This is a genomic window from Amycolatopsis sp. NPDC057786, from assembly GCF_042797905.1.
Taxonomy (GTDB): domain Bacteria; phylum Actinomycetota; class Actinomycetes; order Mycobacteriales; family Pseudonocardiaceae; genus Amycolatopsis.
The window spans coordinates 262,971-284,656 of sequence record NZ_JBHVKW010000001.1; the positions used below are offsets into that span (position 1 = coordinate 262,971).

The window sequence follows — 21,686 nt, forward strand, 5'->3', positions numbered from 1 at the left end:
GACAAGAATCCACATTTTGAGAGTTGCGCCCCGTCCGCTCCCAGAGAACGGAATCCGGCCGCCCGATCGGGGTAAGGTCGGCCGGTGCGAGCATCCTCCGCGTTCCCCGTTCCCGCCCAAGGCGGACGGCCGCTCTTCGAGTGGCGGTGGGTGGACCGCCATCTCGACGAGATCTTCGAGCGGCTCGGCGAGCACATCACGCTGACGGCGGCAGCGCTCGCCATCGGGCTGGTGGTGTCGGTCGGTGTTTCCGTCGTTTCCCTGCGCCGCAGGTGGTTCTACGTCATCGCGCTGAGCACGGCGGGGTCGTTGTACGTCATCCCGAGCCTCGGCGCCTTCGCCTTGCTCGTACCCTTCACCGGTCTGACGTCCTTCACCACCGCGGTGATTCCTTTGGCCACGTACACGTTGCTGATCCTCATCCGCAACATCGTCACCGGTGTCGAACAAGTGCCCAAGGAAGTCCGCGAAGCCGCGATAGGCATGGGTTTCACGCGTTCGCGGTTGCTGTGGCAGGTCGAACTCCCGCTCGCGCTGCCGGTGGTGATCGCGGGCCTGCGGGTCGCGGCGGTGACCACGATCGGGCTCGTGACGGTGACTTCCCTGCTCGGCAAGGGCGGTCTCGGGTACTTCATCCGCAACGGGATCCAGACCGCGACGCCGAACCCGACGTCGATCATCGTCGGTGTCACGCTTTCCGTGGCGCTGGCCGTGGTGGTGGATCTGCTGCTGTGGCTCGGTGGGCGCGCGCTCGCGCCGTGGTCGCGGAAGGCGGCGTCGCGATGAGCATGATCGACCAGGCCATCGAGTGGTTAGGCGAACCGAACCGCTGGAGCTGGACGGATCCGGCGGGCGTTCCGTACCGGACGGTCGAGCATCTGCAGTTCTCCTTGCTGGCACTGGCGATCTCGGCCGTGCTGACGATCCCGCCCGCGTTGTGGCTGGCGCACTACCGCCGCGCGCAGTTCCTCGCCACGAGCGCGGTGAACATCGGCCGCGCGATCCCCAGCTTCGGGCTGGTGATCCTGTTCTGGTTCCTGGCCGCCCGGTTCGGGGCCGACACGAGTTTCTGGCCGTTGATGCTCGCGCTGGTGGCCTTGGCGCTGCCACCGTTGTTCACGAACACCTACGCGGGCGTCATCCAGCTGGCGCAGGAAACCGTCGACGCCGCGCGCGGAACCGGTTACCGCGAGTGGCAGATCATGCTGCGCCTGGAGTTGCCGCTCGCGTCGCCGGTGATCCTCGCGGGTGCCCGCGTCGCGTTCCTGCAACTGGTGGCGACGGTCGCGATCGGCGCGATCGTCAACGACGGCGGTGGGCTCGGTCGGTACATTGTGGACGGTTTCGCCCTCGGAGAACCCGGCCACGGCGAGATCCTGGCGGGCGGCATCGCGGTCGTCATACTGGCTTTGGTGTGCGAAGGCGCTTTCGCGCTCGTCACGCGTTGGGTGACCCCACGCGGGCTGGCGATCCAGTCCCGCGCGGATGCCCGAACCTAGTCCAACGTCGACAGATCGTTGAAGTACGAATCCCGCAGTACGGCGATCAACGCGGTCACCTCGGGCCCGAGCGGCCGGTCCTCCTTGAGCGGCGGAACGAGCCCACTCAGCCACTCGTAAGCGGCACGGAGCCGGGGCGAACCATCCCCTGGCGCCAGGAATCGCGTCTGCGAACCCGTGAGCAGCTCGCAGGCCGTGATCGCGAACATCCGCGCACAAGCGTCACGAAGCCGGCTCCCCGCCGCCAAGGCGAACGCCTGCGCCTCCTCCTGCCCGCCGAAGGTGTCGCCGGAATCCGCCTGCCGCCGCAGCGCGTGCAGTTCCCCCACCGCCCGTTCGCGCAACAGCAGCAGTCCAGCCCGCGGTCCGGGATCCACCGCGAGCAACCGGTGCGTCCGTCGCACGCTCACCTCACCGAGATGCACCAGTGCCGCGGTCACCGCGTCCATCCGCGGGCCGAGGTCGACGGGTGAACCGGTCGGCACCGAACGCCGCAGGGCAGCGTCCAACTCGCCGTTCAGTCGCGTCAGCCGGGCGATCACCCGCGGCGCGACGCGCACGGAGACCGGTGCCTGTACGACTTCCGGGCGTACCGAGGCACTGTCGAGCAAGCCGCCGATTTCGTACAGCACCGACTCCAGCACCTGGTCGTCCCCCGCCAACGCGGGGCGATAGAGCGCTTGCGGCGCACCGATGATGTCGATCGCGATCGCGGCGGTCAGCGTCTGGAGGTCCGCCACCTGCTGGACCTCGGTGCGCCCGAAGGCGGCGAGTGTCTCGGCCAGTGGCGAGCCCTGGATGAGGGTCGCGGCCTCCTCGAGGCCCGGCTCGTACGGCTCCGCCAGCACTTCCGCCGCAGGCGTCTCGACGCCGTCCACCAGCACGGTGCCGACGCCGAGGAAGGTCTGGAAGGTGTGCGCCAGCGGGATGATCTCGCCGGCGCCGCCCAGCCCCGTCCGCGGCACGGCGGGGGTGAAGCCCTCGTTCAGCCGGTCGACGAGGAACGTCACCAGCTCCGGGCTCGCACGCGCCTCGGGCGCGAGGAGGTCCCGCAGGCACACCAGCAGCAGCCACCGCACTTCGTCGGCCGAAAGCCAGGGCGGGCCGCCGACGGCGCGGCCGATCAGCGGGTTCCGCTGTGCGCGCTCGACGCGGGCGCGGTTCTCGCCGAGCCTCGCCAGCAACGCGGGGTCGATTTCGAGGAACCCGGCCTCGAAGGCCGCAGCCAGCGGGAAGTCCTTTGTAGACAGTCTCACTCGACGGGGCGCGCGAGCCCGTCGATCACCTCGGCGCCGGGCAGTGACGCGAGGGTCGGGCCCGAGATCAGCAGCTTGCCGCCGCGGATACCGCTGCCGATGACCAGTTCGGGTTCGTCGGCGACGCGCTGGTCGATCGGCCACTCCGCGGGCAGGCCGACCGGCGTGATGCCGCCGTACTCCATTCCGGTGAGCGAGACGGCCTCGTCCATGGGGGCGAAGGAGGCCTTGCGGACATCGAGACGGCGCTTGATCACGCCGTTCACGTCGGCGCGGGTGGTGGCGAGGATCATCGCGGCGGCGAAGCGGACCTCGCCAGCGCGTTTGCCGGCGACGACGACACAGTTCGCGGACGCGGAAAGCGGCGAGCCGTACGCCTCGCAGAAGGCGGCGGTGTCGGCCAGCTCGGCGTCGATCTCGACGACACCGACGGCGTCTGGATCGGGCAGGGCGGCGAGCGCCTTCGCGACGGGCTCGGCGATCAGGTCCGTGCGGGAGAGGGCGGGGACGACGGTGAGGGTTCCAGCGATGGTCCAGTCAGTCACAAGCCCACCATAATCACCAGTTGCGGCCGCCGCGCTGCACCTCGATGAGCTTGGGGCGGACGTCCACGAGGTAGACCAGGACCGCGACCAGTGCGGGCAGCCACAGGATCATGCCGCCGCCGTAGAACTGGAAGAAGGTCAGCACCACGGTCGAGCCGCCGGTGATGAGCATCCAGATGGGCTTGGTCTTCCGATCGGCGGCCGAGTACGCGTCCGCGCGCTGCAACAGCGCATGCACGAAAGCGAACAGCCCCGTCAGCGCGCCGCCCCAATGGATGGCGATGAGGATCCAGGTGGCAACGAACACGAACTCAGCTTACGTCAAACCGGGCGAATGACCCGGGCCCCCGGCACCGAAGCAGCGCCAGGGGCCCTGGAGTTCACGCGGACCTTACTTCTCGGTGGTCTTCGGCGCGGTGGCCGGCTTCTTGGCGGCCGGGCTGGTGGTGGTGCGGCGCGCGGTGGTCGTGGTCTTCGGCGCGGTCTTGTTGGCGACCTTGCGCGAAGCCGAGCGGGTCTCGTGCGCGAGGTCGTCGCCGATCTCCTCGACCTCGTCGGCGATTTCGCCGGCGACCTCGGTCACCTTGCGGGCGGTCTTCTCGCCGGCGGAACGGGTGCCCTTGGTGACCTTGCCGAGCACGGTGTCGATGCGCTCACGGGCGTCGGTGGTCGCACCCTCGACGCGGTCCTGCGCGGTGCTGATCGCGTCCTCGAGCTGCTCGATGGCCTTCTTGACCTGCGGCTGCGCGGCGATCTTGTCCCACGCCTGCTCACCGGTCTCGGCAAGCTTGTTGTACAGCTTCAGCGCGGCTTCGGTGTACTCGTCGATGACCTTGCGCAGCTCGGCCGGGTCCAGCTTCTCGCGGAGACCCTCGACGTCGTGCGGGAGCTCTTCGATGTTCTTTCGGGCGGTCTCGCTGCCCTCGACGACCTTCTCCTTGGCCTTCGACACGGCGTCGACGACGGCCTGGCCAGCCAGGTTGCCGGCACCCAGTGCGGCCAGCAGCGGCGTGCGGACCTGGTCGAGGGCGGTGTGCTTGCGGTCGTTCTTGGTGGCCGTGGTCATGCTGACTCCTTGGATTCGGCGGCTTGTTCTGGGGTTGGCGCCACCGGCTCTGGCTTCGCGGCGGCGTTCTCTCGGCGGAACGATTCGTAGACGTCGAGCAGGACCTGCTTCTGCCGTTCGGTCAGCTCGGTGTCGGCGCGGATCGCGTCGCCGACCGGGCCGCCCATGGGCAGATCGAGGATTCCCGCTTGCACGTAGAGCGCCTCGGCCGAGATGCGCAGGCCCTTGGCGATCTGCTGGAGGATCTCCGCGCTGGGCTTGCGGACCCCGCGCTCGATCTGGCTCAGGTACGGATTGGACACGCCGGCGAGTTTCGACAGCTGCCGCAAGGAGATCTTCGCGTTACTGCGCTGCTGGCGGATGTACTCGCCGATGTCGGAAGCGATGTCCGCGACCTTCTCCATCGGCCCACCCGATGCGGGCTGATCCCGGTCGATGTCTGACATCGGTCACCTCCTCGCGACGTCTTCAACGCTACGCGCGGGTGCTAGCAATTGCAAGCACTCTGCTTGCAACCATCGGGTGTGGTGGTGCTCACCCCGCTACCGTGGGGGGATGTCGAACGCGACGCGGCTGCGGCGGCGCCTTGTCGAGCATCTGCTCGCCGAGGGCGTACTGCACGACGCGCGCTGGATGTCCGCGTTCCGCTCCGTGCCGAGACACGTCTTCCTGCCGCGGTTCTTCGTCCCGGCGGCGAACGGCTGGGCCGCGGTCGAAAGCGGCGACGAGGAGTGGCTCCGGCGCGTGTACTCCCCGGACGTGCTGGTCGTCCAGCTCGACGACGACTCCGGGCTCTGGGAACGGGCGCGCTATCTCGGCGCCCAGCCGGGAACGCCGACCAGTTCGTCCAGTCAGCCGGCGATCATGGCGATCATGCTCGAAGAGCTCCGGGTCGCCGACGGGAATCGCGTGCTGGAGATCGGCACGGGCACCGGTTACAACACCGCTCTGCTGTGCCATCGGCTCGGTTCCGGGCTCGTGTACACAGTGGACATCGATCCGGACCTGGTCGATGCCGCGCGCAAACGTTTGACGGAGATCGGGTACGCGCCCTCGTGCGCGGCGGCCGACGGCGCCGAAGGGTTCCCGGCGGGCGTGCTCTACGACCGGGTGCTGTGCACCTGTTCGGTGTCGTCGATCCCGCCCGCGTGGCTGGAGCAGACGATGCCGGGCGGGCTGATCGTCACCACGCTGAACCGGCCGATCGGCGGCGGGCTCGTCCGGATCGTCGCGGGCGAAGGCGCGACGGGACATGGGCGGGTGCTCGCCCGCGACGGTCGCTTCATGCCGCTGCGCGCGCACCGCTTCAAGCCGTCGAAGGCGCTCGAGGGCGATGTCTCCTGGCGGCCGACACGGCTGTCGATGGGCGTGCTCACCGAACCCCGCAGCCGCTTCGAGTTCTTCGCCGGGCTCCACCTTCCGGGCGTGACGGCCGCGCGAGTAGGCCAGAGCACCACGCTGGTCCATCCGGACGGCTCATGGATGCGGCATCGACAGCGGGGCAGCGAGTTCGAAGTGGCCGAAGGAGGCCCACGGCGACTCTGGGAGATCGTCGAGGCGGCGCACGAGGACTGGCTCGGCCTCGGCGAGCCGGGTCGGGACCGGTTCGGGCTCAGCCTCGACGGCGAAGACCAGGTGATCTGGCTGGATTCACCCGAAGGCCGCATTTGGCCGTTGCGTCACTGACAGCAGGCCCCGCACCCACTTCTCGACGTGGTCGACGGCGTCGTCCACCGGGATGTGGGTGGTGTCGAACAACTCGACCGGCGGATCCATCGAGGGCGCTTCCGCTTGCAGCCACTCGTTGAACTCCAGCATCTCCTCGACCCGCTCCTCGTCCCACTCGCGCCAGGCGGGCCGGGCGAGCAAACGCTTGCGTAGGGCGTCGGGCTCACTGACGAGGGCCAGGTAGTGGATATCGGAGAAGAAGACGCGCTCGGGCAGCCGCTCGAACTCGGGCGGCGCGACGGTGCCGCAGAGCACGACCGGTCGCCCATTCTGGTGCAGCATCGCCGCCATCCGCAGCCAGGTCGAGCGGAACGCGGGATGGCCGGGGACGTCGTCACGCAACGCCCCGGTCCACAACACGTCCTGCTCGACCACGAGCGCGAGATCGCCGAGCCGTTCCGCGAGCCGCGGCCCGACCGTCGACTTGCCGGCACCGCTCGGCCCGGTCAGCGCGAAGAGCGGGAGGCGCCGGAACGGCCACTGGTGCGCGCATACCGCGCACACCAGCAGCCCGCTCTCGACTCGTGGCCGTTCGGCGCGATCACCGCAGGCCGGGCAGATCTTGAGATCGAGGACCACGGTCAGTCGAAGAGGCCCTCGAGGAAGCCGCCCTTACGACGCTTGTGGCCGTAACCGTGGGGCGAGTCCGCGTAACCGCCGCGGTAACCCTTGGGCGAGTCGGCGTAACCACCCCGGTAGCCCTTCGGCGAGTCCGCGTAGCCGCCGCGATGCGGCCGCGGGGAGTCCGGCCGTCCGTAGTGCGGCGCCGGCGCGTGTCCACCTCCCTGGTACGGCGGGGGCGGCTGGTGCCCACCGGCGTAGTACGAGTTCTCGGCACCGGCGATGGCTTCCAGCTCACCCCTGTCCAGGAAGATGCCGCGGCACCCCTGGCACTGGTCGATGTGGATGCCGTTCTTGTCGACGGTCTTCATGACGTTCTGGCACTTCGGACAAATCACGTATCAGAGATTACGCATTTTTCGGGTCCGAGGTCAGCAGGCGCACAGACAAAACGGGTGCCCGACCGGATCCGCGTACACCCGGAAGGTCTCCGGGGAGTCGTCGAGCAGCTTCGCGCCGATTTTCAGCGCGCGCTCGTGAGCGGCCTCCAGGTCGATGACGTCGAGGTCGACGTGGGCCTGTTGCGGGTTCTCTGCGGACGGCCACGCGGGCGGCCGGTAGTCGGGCACACGCTGGAACGAGAACCGCGCGCCGCCCTCCGGATTCCGCAGGGTCACCCAATGGCCGTCTTCGGCGACTTCGGCCGCCTGCCAGTCGAGCAGCTCGCGGTAGAACTCCGCCAGCGCGACCGGGTCCGGGCAGTCGAGGGCCACCGCGCCGAAGGTCGGTACCGCACCCATGGTTCAGCCTCCAGAAGATCGAGTAACCAGTGAACCGAGTATGCGGGTTATCGACGCCGATGACAACAGGTCTCGCCCGTACACTGGGCGAGGTGAACACCGACGCGTCCCTGGTGGTCGAGTTTCTGAACACGGTGAACGTCGAACGCGGCACCGACCTCTTGGACGATCTGGAGTCCTGGCAGCACTGGGCCCGGGATCACCGGCTTCGCGCGGATACCCCCGCGGCCGCACGCCAAACCCGGGACGCCCTGCGCGCCGCGATCGGCGACCCGCGGCTCCCGCGGCCCGGCCTGCGCGCGCCGGCGGAGATCGTCCTCGGCCCGGAAGGCCCGCTGCTGGTCTCGGAAACGGTCTGCGAGGCGGTGATGGCGGCGTCGACCCGGCTGACCGTGCTCGGCGAATGGATCCGGCTCAAGATCTGCCCGGCGGACGACTGCCTGTGGGCGTTCTACGACGAGTCGCGGAACCGGTCGAGGACGTGGTGCTCGATGCGGGCCTGCGGGAACCGGGAGAAGGCGCGGGCCTGGCGTGCGCGGACGGCGGACATCTCGACCTGAGCCCGCGGCGTGTGCTGAAAGCGTCCTTCACCGCGTGAGATGCGGCGAAGGGCGCTTTCGTCGCGTCGTATGCGGTGATGGGCCCTTTCAGCCCGCGCCACCCCGGCGCCGGCCCACCCCGGGAAACCGAGGCACCCGAACGACCACAACTTCTGGTGTCACCCACCCCCGAGTTACCCCCAGGGGTTGTGCACACCGTTAGGCCAAAAACGTGAAAAGCTGTGGATAACCCTGGGGATGACTCCACTTCCTGTGGACAACTCCCGGCGAGGCCTCCGGAGTGTGGTATAGACGCGGCCGCTCAGAAGAGCAGCTGCGCGACCGTGTAGATGACCAGCCCGGCGAGCGCGCCGACCACCGTGCCGTTGATCCGGATGAACTGCAGATCCCGGCCGACCTGGAGCTCGATCTTGCGCGAGGTCTCCTCGGCGTCCCAGCGCTCCACGGTGTCGGTGATGATCGTGGTGATCTCCTTGGAGTAGTGCGTGACCACGTAGGCCGCCGCGCCCTCCACCCAGGTGTCCACTTTGGACCGGATGTGGTCGTCGGAGACCAGCCTGCCGCCGAGGGTCTCGAGGCCGGTTCGCACCCGGCGTCGCAGCTCGCTCGACGGGTCCTCGGCGGCGTTGAGCAGCATCTCCTTCGCCGTCGCCCATGCCGAGCCGATCAGCTTCTGCACCTCGTCGTGCCCCAGCATCTGGGATTTGACCTGCTCGGCGCGCGCCATCACCTCGGGGTCGGTCTGCAGGTCGTGGGCGAACTCGCCGAGGAACTTGTCCAGCGCCAGCCGCATGGGGTGGTTGACGTCGGTCTTCACCGCCCAGACGAAGGACAGCACCTCGCCGTAGACCTTGTCCGCGAGCATCTCGTCGACGAATTTCGGCGACCAGCTCGGCGCCCGGTCCGAGACCACGCGCAGCATCGTCGTGTGGTTGTCCCGCACCCATTCGTAGGCGCGGTCGCACATCAGGTCCACCAGCTTGTGGTGCGCCCCGTCCGCGAAAACGCCCGCCAGGATCTTGCCGAGCGGCGGACCCCACGGCTTGTCCACGATCCGCTTGACCACGGCCTGTTCCATGATCGCCTGGACGTCTTCGTCGCGGAGCACCTTGACCGCCGCACGTACAACAGTGGCCAGCTCCGACGTCACCCGCTCCGCGTTGGCGGGCTGCGAAAGCCAGCCGCCGAGCCGCTTCGAGACCTCGACCCGGCTCAGTTTCTCGCGGATCACGGTCTCGGAAAGGAAGTTCGAGCCGACGAAGTCACCGAGGCTGCTGCCGAGGGCGTCCTTCTTGTTCGGGATGATCGCGGTGTGCGGGATCTTGATCCGCAGCGGATGCCGGAACAGCGCCGTCACCGCGAACCAGTCGGCGAGCGCGCCGACCATCCCGGCTTCGGCGGCGGCGCGGACGTAGCCGACCCAGGCCGGCCAGCCCGCGGCTTCGGCCCAGCTGGTCAGCAGGAAGATCACCGTCGCGCCGAGCAGGAACGACAGCGCGACCATCTTCATCTTGCGCAGGCCGCGCGCCTTTTCCTCCTCCGCGGCGGTTCCACCGGGCGGATCGGCTGGGGTCACCTTGGCGGGCGTCAGTTGCTCCACACGGCCATTGTCCGTGAGGATGGCTGATCGTGCGCGAACCTGTCCTCGTACCCCGCCTCCAGCCCTTCACGTCGACCATCTTCGCGGAGATGACGGCACTGGCCGTCCGCCACGAAGCCGTCAACCTCGGCCAGGGTTTTCCCGACACCGACGGGCCGGCCGGAATGCTCGAAGCCGCCAAGAACGCGCTGTTCGGGGGTGCGAACCAGTATCCGCCGGGCCCGGGGCGTCCCGAGCTGCGCGCGGCGATCGCGCGGCACCGGCTGCGGTACGGCACCGCGTACGACCAGGACACGGAGATCCTGGTCACCGCCGGCGCCACCGAAGCGATCGCGGCGTCGCTGATCGCGCTGACCCAGGCGGGTGACGAGGTCATCGTCATCGAGCCCTACTACGACTCGTACGCGGCCGCGGTCGCCATGGCGGGTGCGGAACGGCGTGTCGTCGGCCTGGTGGAACGCGACGGCCGGTTCGCACTGGACATCGAGGGCCTGCGCGCCGCGGTGACCGACCGGACGAGGGCGATCCTGATCAACTCGCCGCACAACCCGACCGGCACGGTGTTCACCCGCGCCGAGCTGGAAGCCGTCGCCGCGCTCTGCGTGACGCACGACCTGATCGCGATCACCGACGAGGTGTACGAGCACCTGGTCTTCGATGACGCCGAGCACCTGCCGCTGGCGACCTTCCCCGGTATGCGCGGCCGGACCGTCTCGATCTCCAGCGCGGGCAAGACGTTCAACTGCACCGGCTGGAAGATCGGCTGGGTCTGTGCGAGCCCCGAACTGGTCGCGGCGGTGAAGGCGGCGAAGCAGTTCATCACCTTCGTCTCGGGCGGCCCGTTCCAGCCCGCCGTCGCCCACGCGCTCGACCACGAACTGCCGTGGGCCGAAGACCTGCGCACGAGCCTCCAGGGCAAGCGGGACCGGCTCGCTTCGGGGCTCGCGGAAGCCGGGTTCGCGGTCCGGCCGACCGCCGGGACGTACTTCGTCTGCGTCGACGTCCGGCCGCTCGGGTTCGACGACGCCGCGGAACTGGCTTGGGAACTCCCCGAACGGGTGGGCGTGGCGGCCGTGCCCGTAAAGGTGTTCACCGATCACCCGGACGAGTGGAAACACCTCCTGCGTTTCGCGTTCTGCAAACGCAACGAGGTCATCGACGAAGCGGTCACCCGATTGCGCAAACTTCGGTGACTCGTCCGATGTTCACGCCCAGCCGCTCTTTTCGAGTGTCCGTCTGAGCCGGTCCAGACACCGTCTTCGCAGCCTGCCCACACTGGCCGGACTGATGCCCAGCTCACCCGCGAGCTGGGCGTAGGACAACTCCGGCCGGTACGCGAGGAGCCGGATCATCCGCCGATGCGAATCCGGCAGCCGATCGACCGCCGCCCAGAGCGCGCGATCACGTTCGGCACGGACGACCTCGGCTTCCGGGGTCGTCTCCGCATCGGGCAGCGGACGCGGCGTTTCGCGCCTGTTCCTGGAGATCATCCGGAGCGCACGGCGCCGCGCGGTGGTCGTCAGCCAAGCACCGAGCTTCGCTTCGTCGCGTAGGACGCCGGGCGCGCGAAGCAGTTCCAGCCACGCGTCCTGACAGACATCCCTGGCGTCGGCTTCGCTCAGCCGGTACGCCTTCAACGTCCTGAGCACCGTCGCCGACAGCGCGTTCACGTCCCACATCCCGGACCCCTTCCCTCCCGGCGGCTCGCGTCCGCCGCGCCGATCACCGAACGCGACTTCGACGACACGCACCGCAGCGGGGATCCCGAAAAGGTCAGGTCACCGAGGATTTGAGTAGTTCCACCCCTCCCCGGATGGCCGCCGGGTCCATACCGAGAGTGATCAACACCGGTACTCCGGGCACCGGAGCCGGTTGCGTCGTTCCGCCTAACGGGCTGGATCGGCGGCGGCTGAAGTGAAACACTCCCCTCCGGTGCTAAAACTGGTGCAGCCCCGGGGGAACTGCGACCTGACCGGAAGAGACCCCAAGCAAGATCGAACTCACGCGGGAAACGTGGGTTTCAGGCGCGGACGGTGGTGATTGCTGTGAGTGGTACGGCAGTCGTGCGCCGTGGCGGCCTCTCCGCCCCGAAGCGAATTCTTTTCGCGGGCGGACTCGTGCTCACCGGCTGGATCCTCGGCGCCGTGCTGAGCACCCCGGCTTCGGCCGACGAAAAAACGCCCGTGACTCCGGAAACCTCCGTGGTCCAGCCCGCGGACGAAACGGGATCCGGGAAAACGACCACTCCCGAGAAGTCCACTGAGTCCACTTCGGACTCCACCGCGCCCGAAACCGCGAAACCCGCTGAGACCACTGAATCCGATCAGGAAGAGCCCGCTCCCGTTGTCCACGAGGAGCCTGAGGCCACTGTGGAGGAAGAGGCGGTTTCTTCTCCTGAACCGGTCACGAAGACCGCGAAATCCCAGCCGTCCAACGGCTTGCTGGGCGGCCTCATCGGCGGCGTGCTGAATGTCGTCACCACTACGGTCGGCGGCGTCGTCCACACCGTCGGCGGCGTCGTCGACGGGATCGGCGACCAGGTCGTCGCGCCGATCATCACGCCGGATCCGTGCTGCGGCTCGGGCGCCCCGGTGATCCTGCCGGGCACCGGCGACATGCTCGACCCCGTCTTCGGCGGCGGCTCCGGCGAGTCGGCAGGCGGCTCGGTCACCATCGCCGTCCCGGCCAAGGTCGTCACGGAGAACGCCCCCGCACCTGCCGCTCCGGCCCCGCGCCCGGTCGTTCCCGCCGAGAGCCCCGTTCCGGTGACAGCGGGCCAGAACCACCGCGTCACCCTGCCCGTCCGGGTCAAGAGCGACGCCCAGCCCGCTCCGCCCGCGCCCGCCGAATCCGACACGCACGCGTCCCCGGACGGCGGCGGCTCGGGCGGCGGCGGTGGCCTGCCGAACACCCCGGTGGCCCCGATCGCGCCCACGACGACCGCCCAGCCGGGGCACGACAACACCGGCGGCGGCCGCGGGCCGCTCGCCGTGCTCGACTCCGGCATGCCCGCCACGCAGCTGAAGCTCATCGGAACCGGCTGCGATCACGAAGGCGAGCGCACCGGCAGGGAAGCCGCGCTTCCCGCCACCTCCCCCGACTGACCTGACCGGGGTCGCCGGGGAGAACCACGTCCAAACCAAGATCAACTTCGGGTTTTCGACGTCCGCTGATCCGCCCGGCGCAAGCCGCTTTTCCGCCTGCCCTCGTTCAGGCATCCCCTTTGTCTCCCGAACGGCCGACCGCGCCCGGCCGGTTCGGATCCCGGCCCCGGCGCCGCGCTGCCCCTGCGGCGCCGGGACCAGCACCGGGTGGACTTCGGGGGCTTCTGCTCACCGCGCCGAGCAGGAGCCGATCAAGCTCGAAGCCCGCCTGAACCGCGGGCGGTTCCCGGCACGTCGAGGGGCTGTGCCGGGTAACCGCCGCGGTGCCCGTCCCGAGGTTTCGGCCTCGGGGCGGGCCGGATAGCCGGTGCGCTGGTCGCGCGGCGCCGATGCCCTCCCTGGAGCATCGGCCGCCCCGCCGGCGCACCGGCTATTTCCGTTTCCAACCCCGGGTCAGGTGACCTGGACGGTGACGGGGGCGGCCGTGGCGGGGGTCGCGGCCACCGAAGCGGCGGCCGTGCCCAACCGCCGCACGGCCTCGAAAAGCCGTTCGGCCGGAAGCGCGTACGGCAGGCGCAGCCAGCGCTCCAGTCCACCGTGGACACCGAACCGCGAGCCCGGCGCCACCTGGACCCCGTGGCCCGCCGCGGCGACGGCCAGCCGCGTGCTCATCGGCTCCGGCAGACGGCACCACAGCGAAAGCCCGCCGCGCGGCACGGTGAACGTCCACTCGGGGCAGTACCAGTTCAGCGCCCCGGTCAGCGCGTCCCGCAGCGCCAGCGTCTCCTGACGGCGGTGCGCCAGCGCGGCCCCGCCGTCGTCGAGCAGTTCGGCGAGGACGAGTTGCTCGAAGACCGGTGACCCCAGGTCGACGGCGAACCGGGCCGCGATCAGCCTGCCGATGACGTCCTCGGAGGCGCGGATCCAGCCGAGCCGCAGGCCCGCCCAATGCGATTTGGACGCCGAGCCGATCGTGATGCCGAGGTCGCCCAGGTACGCGCCCAGCGGCGGCGGACCGTCGACCGGATCGCCTTCGAGGTCCAGCTCGACCAGTGTTTCGTCGACGATCGCCGGGGTGCGGGCGCGGTTCAGCGCGGCCGCGAGGCGTTGACGGCTGTCGGCGTCCATGCGCAGACCGGTCGGGTTCTGGAAGTCCACGACGAAATACGCGAGCCTCGGCGCGGATTGCCGCAGCGCGGCCTCGATCCCGACGATGTCCCAGCCGGTGGCCGGGTCGAGCGGCACCGGCACCGGGATGGCGTGCGCGGCGCCGATGGCCTCCAGCGAGTTCGGATACGTCGGCTGCTCGACCAGCACCCGGTCGCCCGGACCGGCCAGCATCCGCAGGACCTGCACGAACGCGTGATGCGCACCGTTGGTGATCATCACCTGATCGGCGTTGGTCGGCAGCCCGCGTTCGGTGTAGCGGCGGGCGATCCGCTCGCGCAGGACCCGCAGTCCGCGCACCTCGTAGCCGTTCTCGCCGAGATGGTCGACCAGTGCCTTCCGCGCGGCGTCGACGGCCGGGACCAGGCCGGCGACGGCGGGCGGACAGGCCTGCGCGAGGTCGATGAGGTCCTCGCCGGTCGGCAGAATCGCGTCGCGGCCCCGGCCGCCCGGAGAAGCGATCCACGAGCCCGCCCCACGGCGGCTGGCGACCAGACCGTCGGCCCGCAACTTGTCCAACGCGGCGCCGATCAGCGTGCGGCTGACCTCCAGCGCGTCGGCGAGCTCCCGTTCCGCCGGGAGTTTCGTGCCGAGCGGGAGCCTGCCGTCGAGGACCAGCAGCTCGACGGCCGCCGCGAGATCCGCGGCACCGTGTCGAGAACCACTCCGCCGCCAGTTCCCCAGCAAAATGGCCAATTTCGGGCCCGAAACGCGTCCAGTCAGCGGGATCAGCGGTTCCATAAGGCCAATTGTTCCAGATTGGCCATGGTCAAGATAGCCACTTACCCCTGATGGTGGACTCGTGGCACTCAAACTCGACCTCAGGCCCGTCGGCATCTCCCAGGACACCACCCGCCGGTCGGTCCAGCTCGTCGCCGGGCTCGTCCTCTACGGCGCCAGCATGGCCATGCTGACCAGGTCCGGGCTCGGCCTCGACCCGTGGGACGTGCTCCACGAAGGGCTGATGAAGATCACCGGCCTCTCGTTCGGCACGGTCACCGCGATCGCGTCGGTGCTGGTGCTCCTGCTGTGGATCCCCCTGCGGCAGCGACCTGGCATCGGCACCGTCGCGAACATCGTGGTCATCTCGCTCACGGTCGACTTCGTGCGCCTCTTCCTGCCCGATCAGGACGTGCTCGGCTGGCAGATCGTCAACCTGGTCGCCGGCGTGGTGCTCAACGGCCTCGGCGCCGCGGTCTACGTCGGCGCGCGGCTCGGCCCCGGCCCGCGCGACGGGCTGATGACCGGACTCTCGGCGCGGACGGGCAAGTCGATCCGGCTCGTCCGGACGCTCATCGAGATCACCGTCCTGGCCGCCGGCTGGCTGCTCGGCGGCACCGTCGGTGTCGGCACGGTCCTCTACGCGCTCGCGATCGGACCGCTGACGCAGGCTTTCCTGCCGTACGTCATCTGGCGGGAGCGCCCCCGCGCGTGATCGGAGGCGTAACTCGCGTGTGCGGCGCCCAAGCACGTGAGTTACGCCTCTGATCACGCGAGTTACGTGAAGCGGGATCAGCTGGCCTCCCGTTGCTCAAGCAGGCGGCGGACGGCGAGGTAGTCGATGCCCCGCTGCGCGAGCACGTCGGCCGCGACACCGGGGACGGCGGTCAGCGCGAGCAGCAGGTGCTCGCCTTCGATCCGCTTGCCGCCGACATCGATGGCTTCGCGAAGGCTCCTCTCCAGCACCTTCTTCGCCTCCGGCGTGAACGGCCGGTGACCGCGCCCGACACGACGACCACCGGTCAGCGCGCCGGGGCCGTGGGTCTGCTCGACCCGCTCGACGATGTGCTCGACGTCGATGCCGAAACCGCTCAGGGCTTCGACATCGGCGTCGCTCATCCCGCCCCGCCGCCGGACGCGGCGGAGGTCGTCGGCCAGCTCGTCCGCCGGGCATCCCAGCGCGGCGAGCACACCGGTGTGCCGGGCGAGGGACGTCAACAAGTGCAGCTGGTCGATGTTTCCGGCCCCTTCGTCCGACGCGACACGCTGGGCCCCGACGACGACTTCGCGGGCTTCGGTGGTGAAGCGTTCGAACATCAGTGCCTCCCGTACTTCTTGTGCACCGCTTGCCTGCTGACCCCCAGCTCGGCGGCGATCTCCTGCCAGGACCAGCCGTGCACCCGCGCGCTGCGGACCTGCACGGCTTCGAGTTGTTCCAACAGCCGGCGCAAGGCGGCGACGGCGCGCAATCCCACCCGGGGATCACGGTCGCCGGCTCGCGCGGCCAGATCTGTCGCTTCGGTCATGATGTCAACCTACGTTGACATCTCCGCCACGTCAACCTCGGTTGACAGTTAGGGTCGGGTCATGGTCGAAATCGCAGTGGCCGAAAGGGACGGAGTAGGCGCCGACGGTGCGACGCGCCCGACCGAAGACCACGTCGCCGTACTCGGCAACGCCGTGGTGGTACTCGACGGGGCGACCGCGCCGCGGCCGGATCTGCCGTCCGGCGGCTGGTACGCGAGCCTGCTCGTGCACAGCCTGTCGCGGGCGTTGAGCGCGGAACCCCAGGCCGACCTCGCGGTGCTACTGGCCGAATCGATCGCCGACGTCGCCAACCGCGAAGGCCTCGAACCGGGACGATCGCCGTCGAGCACGGTCGCGATCGCGCGCTGGACGGACGACACCGTCGACGGACTGGTGCTCGCCGACAGCCCGATCATCGCCTTCGGCCCTTCCGGCACCGACCCGCTCACCGACGACAGGTTGGTCTCGCTGCGCGAAGGCGGCCAGCTCCGCACAGGCGCCGACGTCCGTGCGAAACGCAACGCCCCGGACGGCTTCTGGGTCGCCGAAGCGGAACCCAAGGCCGCCGCCGAGGCCGTCCGCCGCAGCTGGCCGCGCTCGGAGGTCGACGCTCTCCTGCTGGCGACGGACGGCGTCGCGATCGGCGTCGACGAATACGACCTGTTCGACTGGCCGGAGGTGCTCGCCATCAGCCGGGAGCGCGGTCCGGACGCCGTCCTCGACGCGGTGCGCACGGCGGAGAAACAGGACCCGGACGGCGAGCGCTGGCCCCGCGCGAAAAGACACGATGACCAGCTACTGGTACTCGTCGACTTCGGGGTAGCCCCAGGGTAAAACCGGGGGCTTCCCGGATCGGAAATCCGCGCCCGCGCGAGCACGCTGGACGCATGACGTTCCCTGGGGAGAGATCGCGGACCAAGCCCTGGCTGATCGCGTCGGGCGCGGCCATCGGCTGGGCACTGTTCACCATGGTCGTGCTCCACCTGATCAGCTCACGCGATCCGGTGTTCGACACGCTGTCCAGTTACGCCTACGTCGACCGCGGCACGGGCATGCTCGGCGCCAGCGTGCTCTCCCTGTCCATCGGCTCGCTCACCGCGCTCGGCGCGCTGGCCGCGGCCGGGATCCCGCTCAGCCGCACCACGAAACTGCTGTTCGTGCTGTGGTCGCTCGGGCTGGCGGCGGCCGCGATCTTCCCGGCGAGCTACCCCGAATTCCCGGATCCGGTCAGCGGCGAGATCCACCTGTACGCCTGCCTCATCGCGTTCCTCAGCCTGCCCGCCGCCGGGTTCACCCTGCGCGACAACCTGCGCGGCACGCCCGCGGCCAAGCTGGTCGGCCGCCTGGCGTGGGGCAGCACGGCGGGGTTGATCGTCTTCGGGCTCAGCTTCATCTTCGTGCGCCTGTCCGACATCCCGTTCTTCATGACGCTGACCGACATCGCGCCGGTCGGCGTCATGCAGCGGGTTTCGCTGGTGGCGCACGTGATCCTGATCGCCGGGATGCTGAAGGTCGCGTCAGCGCCGCACCGCGTCGGCGAATTCGGGCGCGTACCCGTAGAGGCCGGGCAGACCGCCCGTGTGCAGGAAGACAACGTGCTCGTCGGGCGCGAAATGGCCTTCGGCGGCCCACTCGACCAGCGCGGCACCCACTTTGCCGGTGTACACGGGATCGAGCGCGATCCCTTCCGTCCGGCCGAAAAGCCGCACCGCGTCCCACGTTCCGGCGGTCGGGATCCCGTACCCGGGACCGATCGTGCGGTCGTCGATGCGCAGGCCATCGAGTGACGGCGGCTCGCTCCCGAGCAGTACGGAGGCGGCGATGGTGAGGTCGGCCAGGTTGTCGAGCGCCTCGTCGACCGGATGGCTGACGCAGGCGATGTCCAGCGTCAGCCAGTCGAGGTCCGCCGTTCCGACGATGAGCCCAGCGGAGGTCCCGCCGCTGGCGTGCGGGGCGACCAGCCGCGCCTTGGTGACGCCCAGCTCGCCGAGCTGCCCGGCGATCTCCCGCGCGGCCGCCACGTACCCGAGCGCCCCGATGCCGTCGGAACCGCCGACCGGGAACGTGGCCACCTCGCGCCCCTCGGCCGCGGCCTCGGTGATCAGCCGCTCGTAGGTCCTGCCGGTCTCCTCGCCGTCGCGGCAGATGTGCACGTTCGCCCCGAAGAGGTGATCGAGGGAGACGTTGCCGGACCGTTCGTACGCGTCCCCTTCGCGAGGAACCTTCGCCGTCAGCACGAGCTCGCACCGCAATCCGAGCTTCGCGCAGGCCGCGGCGGTCTGGCGGCCGTGGTTCGTCTGAAGCGCGCCGAACGTGATCACCGTGTCGGCGCCGCTTTCGATCGCCGCGCCGAGCAGGAACTCGAGTTTGCGCAGTTTGTTCCCGCCGGCGCCGAGCGGATGCACGTCGTCCCGTTTGAGCAGCAGATTCGGCAGGCCGAGGGCCTCGCCCAGCCGCGGTGCCGGATGCAGCGGCGTGGGGTAGCCACCGAGGTCGACGCGGGGGAAACGATCGAGGTTCATGCGCGTCACGCTACCCGGTGGTATCGTTCGTTTGAACGAACGAGACGTGCAGGGGGAGCCATGACCACCTCGAAACCGGACCTCGCGTTCACCGGACTGACCGAGCAGGCCTCGCTGCTCGCCACCGGAGCCACGACATCGGTCGAGCTCACGCGTCTGGCGCTCGAAAAGGCCGAGGCCAGCCAGCCCGTTCTCAACGCCTTCAAATGTCTACGCGCCGAAGAAGCCCTTCGCGAGGCGGAGGAGGCCGACCGGAGGCTCGCCGCCGGTGAAACCGCTCCCCTGCTCGGCGTTCCCACCGCCATCAAGGACGACCTCGACGTCACCGGCCTGCCGACGGCGTTCGGCTGCGAAGGCGAATTCGCCGTCGCGACGGCGGACTCCCCACCTGTCGCCGCGCTTCGCCGGGCGGGCGCGGTGCTCATCGGCAAGACGAACACTCCGGAGCTCGGCCAGTGGCCGTTCACCGAAGGCCCGGCGTTCGGCGCGACCCGCAATCCGTGGGACATCGAACGCACCCCGGGCGGTTCCTCCGGCGGCGCGGCGGCGGCCATCGCGTCGGGGGTGATCGCCGCCGCGCTGGGTTCCGACGGGGCGGGGTCGATCCGGATCCCGGCCGCGTGGACCGATCTGGTCGGGATTAAACCGCAGCGCGGCCGCGTCCCGACCGAACGCGAACTCTTCCACGGGCTGACCGTGGTCGGCCCGCTCGCGCGCACCGTCGCCGACGCGGCCCTGCTGCTCGACGTCGCCGCCGGGACCGGCACCGCGTTCCAGGCGGCCGCCCGCCGTGAACCGGGCCGCCTGCGGATCGGTCTCTCCACCAGGATCCCTTTCACCGCAACGAAGACCCGGCTCGACCAGCAAGCGCACGCGGCCGTCGTCCGGCTCGCGGAACGGTTCGCCGAACTCGGCCACGAGATCGTCGAGATCGAACCCGGCTACCGGCTGATCGGCCTCACCTTCCTGCCGCGTTCCCTCGTCGGCGTGCGTGACTGGTCCCGTCGCGTCCCGGACCAGACGCGGCTCGACCCGCGCACGCGCGCCAACGCCCGCCAGGGTTCGGTGCTGGCCGGGCCGGCGCTGCGGCTCGCCCGCGCGACGGAACCGTTGCTGCAACGGCAGATCGGCTCGGTGTTCGGCCGGGTGGACGTCGTCCTCACGCCGACGACGGCCACCCCACCACCGCGGATCGGCAGCTTCGACGCGCTCTCCGGCTGGCAGACCGATCAGGCCATGATCGCCGCGTGCCCCTACGCTTGGCCGTGGAACGTGCTGGGCTGGCCGGGTGTCAACGTCCCCGCCGGACTGAGCCGGGAAGGACTGCCGCTCGGCGGGCAGCTGCTCGGCCCCTCGCACGCCGAGGAACGGCTGATCTCGCTGGCCGCGCAACTGGAAGAGGTCGAACGGTGGCAGGACCGCAAACCCGAGACCGCTTGGTGAACACCCGCGAAGCCATCCTCCACGCCGCGCTCAAGGTGGTCGGGGAACAGGGCGTCGGCGGGCTGACCAACCGCCGGATCGCGACCGCCGCCGGTGTCTCCCTCGGCACGCTGACCTACCACTTCCCCAGCCAGACGGCGTTGCTGCGCGAGGCGATGCTGCTGTTCGTCGAAGAAGAGACCACGAAGCTGACCGGGTTCGTCGACGCGTACCGCGAGCAGGGCTTGAGCGTCGAGCAGGCCGCGTCGGTGGTCGAGCAGGTCATCGCACAACTGCCCTTCGGCACCGACGAACTCGGCGCGCACGAGCTGTACCTGCAGGCCGCGCGGGATCCCGGGCTCCAGGACGCGGCCGCCCGGTGTTTCGCCGCCTACGACGAACTGGCGCTGGTGATCCTGAAAACGCTCGGCGTGCCGTCCCCGGAGCGGCTGACCGGTCCCGTGGTCGCGCTGATCGCCGGACTCCAGTTGCGCAGGCTGGCCACGGGTGACGACGGCGTCGGGGTGGCGCAGTCGTTGATGATGCTCGTCCGCGGCGCGTCATGAGCGGGCCGCCGATCGTCAAGGGGACGGCGGCGTGGAAGTACTTCGGCGACTTCCGGGCCGGGCTGCTGGCAGGCCAGGTGCTGGTGCTGCAGGTCGCGCATCCGGTCGTCGCGGCCGGGGTGCGGGACCATTCGGACTACGTCGAAGATCCGTGGACCCGGCTCATGCGCACGGCCGCGTCGCTGTCCATCTACATCTACGGCGGCCCCGAGGGCGCGCGCCACGAGGCGGACCGGCTGCGCGAGCTGCACCGGTCGTTCACCGGCGTCGACGACGAAGGCCGCCGCTACAGCGCGCTGAACCCTCGCGCGTACGCCTGGGTGCACGCCACGCTCGTCATGGTTCCCGTTGACACACAACGATTCTATGGCACCCCGATGACTCCGTCCGAATTGGACGAGTACTACGCGCAGATGTGCGATGTCGGACGGCTCCTCGGCCTGCGCGAGCAGGACATGCCACCGACGTGGGCCGAATTCGAGCGGTACTACGCGGAGATGATCGACGGTTTCGGCCCGAACGAGACGATCACGACCTTGTTCGAAACGATCCGTACGGTGAAGAAACCGTGGCGATGGCTGCCCGACAAACGCTGGACGCTGCTTCAACGGTGGCAGCATCGAGGGCAGATGTTCGTCATCCGCGCCACGTTGCCACCCGCTCTGCGGGATCGTCTCGGTCTACAGTGGACGGATCGGGACCAGCGCCGGTTCGACCGGTTCCGCGCGGTGGTGCGGTTGGCCGGCGGGCTGGTGCCGGTGCCGTTGCGGTCTTCGCTCGTGCGCCGGATCGGCAGGCTCAATGTCTGGTTCCGGGCGCATCCGCGCGCGTATCGCTTCCTCGGCGGCACCACCGGCCCCGGAAGTGCGCACCTTTAGCGCGAGGCAGGCAAAGGTAGCAGGCCACGAAAGGGCGCTCCGCTGCGTCGGCGCCGCGTCCCTTGCCGGAGCGTGTCGGGGGATCCCAAATTGCCCCCACCCCATTTGCCCAAAATGGGGTTGCGCACCCCGGGGGGGGGCCCCCCCCCCCCCCCCCCCCCGGTG

At 69.7% G+C, this 21,686-nt stretch carries 25 protein-coding genes and 1 pseudogene; 12 read left to right on the top strand and 14 right to left on the bottom strand.

Annotation, left to right across the window (positions count from 1 at the left end):
* Window positions 1-150: 150 nt before the first annotated feature.
* Together ACFVM3_RS01300 and ACFVM3_RS01305 are read left to right on the top strand one after the other, a co-directional pair.
* On the top strand, window positions 151-786 hold the full coding sequence (locus ACFVM3_RS01300) for an ABC transporter permease (RefSeq protein WP_378434596.1): 636 nt from the start codon (window positions 151-153) through the stop codon (window positions 784-786).
* A complete protein-coding gene (locus tag ACFVM3_RS01305; RefSeq protein WP_378434463.1) occupies window positions 783-1,499 on the top strand; it encodes an ABC transporter permease in 717 nt (238 codons plus the stop codon). Before ACFVM3_RS01300 ends, ACFVM3_RS01305 begins: the two co-directional genes overlap by 4 nt.
* On the opposite strand, the gene ACFVM3_RS01310 is transcribed toward ACFVM3_RS01305, so the two are convergent.
* The 5 genes from ACFVM3_RS01310 to ACFVM3_RS01330 all read right to left on the bottom strand — a co-directional run bounded on the left by ACFVM3_RS01310 (window position 1,496) and on the right by ACFVM3_RS01330 (window position 4,770).
* Window positions 1,496-2,755, bottom strand: coding sequence for an aromatic amino acid lyase (locus ACFVM3_RS01310; RefSeq protein ID WP_378434465.1), 1,260 nt, complete (start codon window positions 2,753-2,755; stop codon window positions 1,496-1,498). The two genes, ACFVM3_RS01305 and ACFVM3_RS01310, sit on opposite strands and share 4 nt — an antisense overlap.
* Window positions 2,752-3,300: a YbaK/EbsC family protein gene (locus tag ACFVM3_RS01315; protein ID WP_378434467.1), complete on the bottom strand. Its 549-nt coding sequence runs from the start codon at window positions 3,298-3,300 to the stop codon at window positions 2,752-2,754. The genes ACFVM3_RS01310 and ACFVM3_RS01315 overlap by 4 nt, the downstream gene beginning before the upstream one ends.
* Before the next feature lie 13 nt (window positions 3,301-3,313).
* A complete protein-coding gene (locus ACFVM3_RS01320) occupies window positions 3,314-3,607 on the bottom strand; it encodes a DUF2516 family protein (RefSeq protein WP_034310520.1) in 294 nt (97 codons plus the stop codon).
* Between the two features lie 84 nt (window positions 3,608-3,691).
* Complete coding sequence (locus ACFVM3_RS01325) at window positions 3,692-4,366, bottom strand: hypothetical protein (protein WP_378434468.1); 675 nt, start codon at window positions 4,364-4,366, stop codon at window positions 3,692-3,694.
* Entirely contained in the window at window positions 4,363-4,770 is a 408-nt protein-coding gene (locus ACFVM3_RS01330) for a helix-turn-helix domain-containing protein (protein WP_378434598.1), read from the bottom strand. The genes ACFVM3_RS01325 and ACFVM3_RS01330 overlap by 4 nt, the downstream gene beginning before the upstream one ends.
* 151 nt (window positions 4,771-4,921) lie before the next feature.
* Here ACFVM3_RS01330 and ACFVM3_RS01335 point away from each other — a divergent pair, with 151 nt between their 5' ends.
* The gene (locus ACFVM3_RS01335) at window positions 4,922-6,052 is read left to right on the top strand and encodes a methyltransferase domain-containing protein (RefSeq protein ID WP_378434470.1); all 1,131 of its coding nucleotides are present in this window, start codon (window positions 4,922-4,924) and stop codon (window positions 6,050-6,052) included.
* Here the strand turns inward: ACFVM3_RS01335 and ACFVM3_RS01340 are convergent.
* From ACFVM3_RS01340 to ACFVM3_RS01350, 3 genes are read right to left on the bottom strand one after another with little or no spacing between them, the layout of a single operon-like run.
* Window positions 6,017-6,673, bottom strand: a complete 657-nt coding sequence (locus ACFVM3_RS01340) for an AAA family ATPase (protein ID WP_378434472.1) — start codon at window positions 6,671-6,673, stop codon at window positions 6,017-6,019. The two genes, ACFVM3_RS01335 and ACFVM3_RS01340, sit on opposite strands and share 36 nt — an antisense overlap.
* A gap of 2 nt (window positions 6,674-6,675) precedes the next feature.
* Window positions 6,676-7,053: a zf-TFIIB domain-containing protein gene (locus tag ACFVM3_RS01345; protein ID WP_378434474.1), complete on the bottom strand. Its 378-nt coding sequence runs from the start codon at window positions 7,051-7,053 to the stop codon at window positions 6,676-6,678.
* Window positions 7,054-7,086: 33 nt separating this feature from the next.
* Entirely contained in the window at window positions 7,087-7,455 is a 369-nt protein-coding gene (locus ACFVM3_RS01350; protein ID WP_378434475.1) for a VOC family protein, read from the bottom strand.
* A gap of 92 nt (window positions 7,456-7,547) precedes the next feature.
* Between ACFVM3_RS01350 and ACFVM3_RS01355 the strand changes: the two genes are divergently transcribed.
* Window positions 7,548-8,015, top strand: coding sequence for a CGNR zinc finger domain-containing protein (locus tag ACFVM3_RS01355; protein ID WP_378434477.1), 468 nt, complete (start codon window positions 7,548-7,550; stop codon window positions 8,013-8,015).
* Between the two features lie 301 nt (window positions 8,016-8,316).
* On the opposite strand, the gene ACFVM3_RS01360 is transcribed toward ACFVM3_RS01355, so the two are convergent.
* Window positions 8,317-9,615 carry a DUF445 domain-containing protein gene (locus ACFVM3_RS01360; protein ID WP_378434479.1) on the bottom strand — a complete coding sequence of 433 codons (1,299 nt, stop codon included), beginning with the start codon at window positions 9,613-9,615 and terminating at the stop codon, window positions 8,317-8,319.
* Window positions 9,616-9,644: 29 nt separating this feature from the next.
* Between ACFVM3_RS01360 and ACFVM3_RS01365 the strand changes: the two genes are divergently transcribed.
* On the top strand, window positions 9,645-10,808 hold the full coding sequence (locus ACFVM3_RS01365; RefSeq protein ID WP_378434481.1) for a pyridoxal phosphate-dependent aminotransferase: 1,164 nt from the start codon (window positions 9,645-9,647) through the stop codon (window positions 10,806-10,808).
* A gap of 12 nt (window positions 10,809-10,820) precedes the next feature.
* On the opposite strand, the gene ACFVM3_RS01370 is transcribed toward ACFVM3_RS01365, so the two are convergent.
* Window positions 10,821-11,294, bottom strand: a complete 474-nt coding sequence (locus ACFVM3_RS01370; RefSeq protein ID WP_378434483.1) for a sigma-70 family RNA polymerase sigma factor — start codon at window positions 11,292-11,294, stop codon at window positions 10,821-10,823.
* A 366-nt stretch (window positions 11,295-11,660) separates the two neighbouring features.
* On the opposite strand from ACFVM3_RS01370, the gene ACFVM3_RS01375 reads away from it, so the two are divergent.
* Window positions 11,661-12,719 carry a hypothetical protein gene (locus ACFVM3_RS01375; protein WP_378434485.1) on the top strand — a complete coding sequence of 353 codons (1,059 nt, stop codon included), beginning with the start codon at window positions 11,661-11,663 and terminating at the stop codon, window positions 12,717-12,719.
* A 453-nt stretch (window positions 12,720-13,172) separates the two neighbouring features.
* Here ACFVM3_RS01375 and ACFVM3_RS01380 read toward each other — a convergent pair whose 3' ends face one another.
* Window positions 13,173-14,627, bottom strand: coding sequence for a PLP-dependent aminotransferase family protein (locus ACFVM3_RS01380; protein WP_378434487.1), 1,455 nt, complete (start codon window positions 14,625-14,627; stop codon window positions 13,173-13,175).
* A gap of 61 nt (window positions 14,628-14,688) precedes the next feature.
* On the opposite strand from ACFVM3_RS01380, the gene ACFVM3_RS01385 reads away from it, so the two are divergent.
* Window positions 14,689-15,321: a YitT family protein gene (locus ACFVM3_RS01385; protein WP_378434489.1), complete on the top strand. Its 633-nt coding sequence runs from the start codon at window positions 14,689-14,691 to the stop codon at window positions 15,319-15,321.
* Window positions 15,322-15,398: 77 nt separating this feature from the next.
* Here the strand turns inward: ACFVM3_RS01385 and ACFVM3_RS01390 are convergent, their stop codons facing one another.
* Together ACFVM3_RS01390 and ACFVM3_RS01395 are read right to left on the bottom strand one after the other, a co-directional pair.
* Window positions 15,399-15,923 carry a Clp protease N-terminal domain-containing protein gene (locus tag ACFVM3_RS01390; protein ID WP_378434491.1) on the bottom strand — a complete coding sequence of 175 codons (525 nt, stop codon included), beginning with the start codon at window positions 15,921-15,923 and terminating at the stop codon, window positions 15,399-15,401.
* Window positions 15,923-16,132: a sigma factor-like helix-turn-helix DNA-binding protein gene (locus tag ACFVM3_RS01395; RefSeq protein ID WP_004559389.1), complete on the bottom strand. Its 210-nt coding sequence runs from the start codon at window positions 16,130-16,132 to the stop codon at window positions 15,923-15,925. Before ACFVM3_RS01395 ends, ACFVM3_RS01390 begins: the two co-directional genes overlap by 1 nt.
* A gap of 61 nt (window positions 16,133-16,193) precedes the next feature.
* Here ACFVM3_RS01395 and ACFVM3_RS01400 point away from each other — a divergent pair, with 61 nt between their 5' ends.
* Together ACFVM3_RS01400 and ACFVM3_RS01405 are read left to right on the top strand one after the other, a co-directional pair.
* Entirely contained in the window at window positions 16,194-16,967 is a 774-nt protein-coding gene (locus ACFVM3_RS01400; RefSeq protein ID WP_378434493.1) for a protein phosphatase 2C domain-containing protein, read from the top strand.
* 134 nt (window positions 16,968-17,101) lie between these two features.
* Window positions 17,102-17,572: pseudogene (locus ACFVM3_RS01405) on the top strand (DUF998 domain-containing protein); the annotation flags it as partial.
* Window positions 17,573-17,650: 78 nt separating this feature from the next.
* Here ACFVM3_RS01405 and ACFVM3_RS01410 read toward each other — a convergent pair.
* Window positions 17,651-18,655 carry a D-cysteine desulfhydrase family protein gene (locus ACFVM3_RS01410; protein ID WP_378434495.1) on the bottom strand — a complete coding sequence of 335 codons (1,005 nt, stop codon included), beginning with the start codon at window positions 18,653-18,655 and terminating at the stop codon, window positions 17,651-17,653.
* A gap of 60 nt (window positions 18,656-18,715) precedes the next feature.
* On the opposite strand from ACFVM3_RS01410, the gene ACFVM3_RS01415 reads away from it, so the two are divergent.
* Genes ACFVM3_RS01415 through ACFVM3_RS01425 form a run of 3 tightly spaced genes read left to right on the top strand, consistent with a single transcriptional unit; the run spans window position 18,716 to window position 21,521 of the window.
* Window positions 18,716-20,098: an amidase gene (locus tag ACFVM3_RS01415; protein ID WP_378434497.1), complete on the top strand. Its 1,383-nt coding sequence runs from the start codon at window positions 18,716-18,718 to the stop codon at window positions 20,096-20,098.
* Window positions 20,095-20,643 carry a TetR/AcrR family transcriptional regulator gene (locus ACFVM3_RS01420; RefSeq protein ID WP_192747670.1) on the top strand — a complete coding sequence of 183 codons (549 nt, stop codon included), beginning with the start codon at window positions 20,095-20,097 and terminating at the stop codon, window positions 20,641-20,643. Before ACFVM3_RS01415 ends, ACFVM3_RS01420 begins: the two co-directional genes overlap by 4 nt.
* Window positions 20,640-21,521, top strand: a complete 882-nt coding sequence (locus tag ACFVM3_RS01425; protein WP_378434499.1) for an oxygenase MpaB family protein — start codon at window positions 20,640-20,642, stop codon at window positions 21,519-21,521. The genes ACFVM3_RS01420 and ACFVM3_RS01425 overlap by 4 nt, the downstream gene beginning before the upstream one ends.
* Window positions 21,522-21,686: the final 165 nt, after the last annotated feature.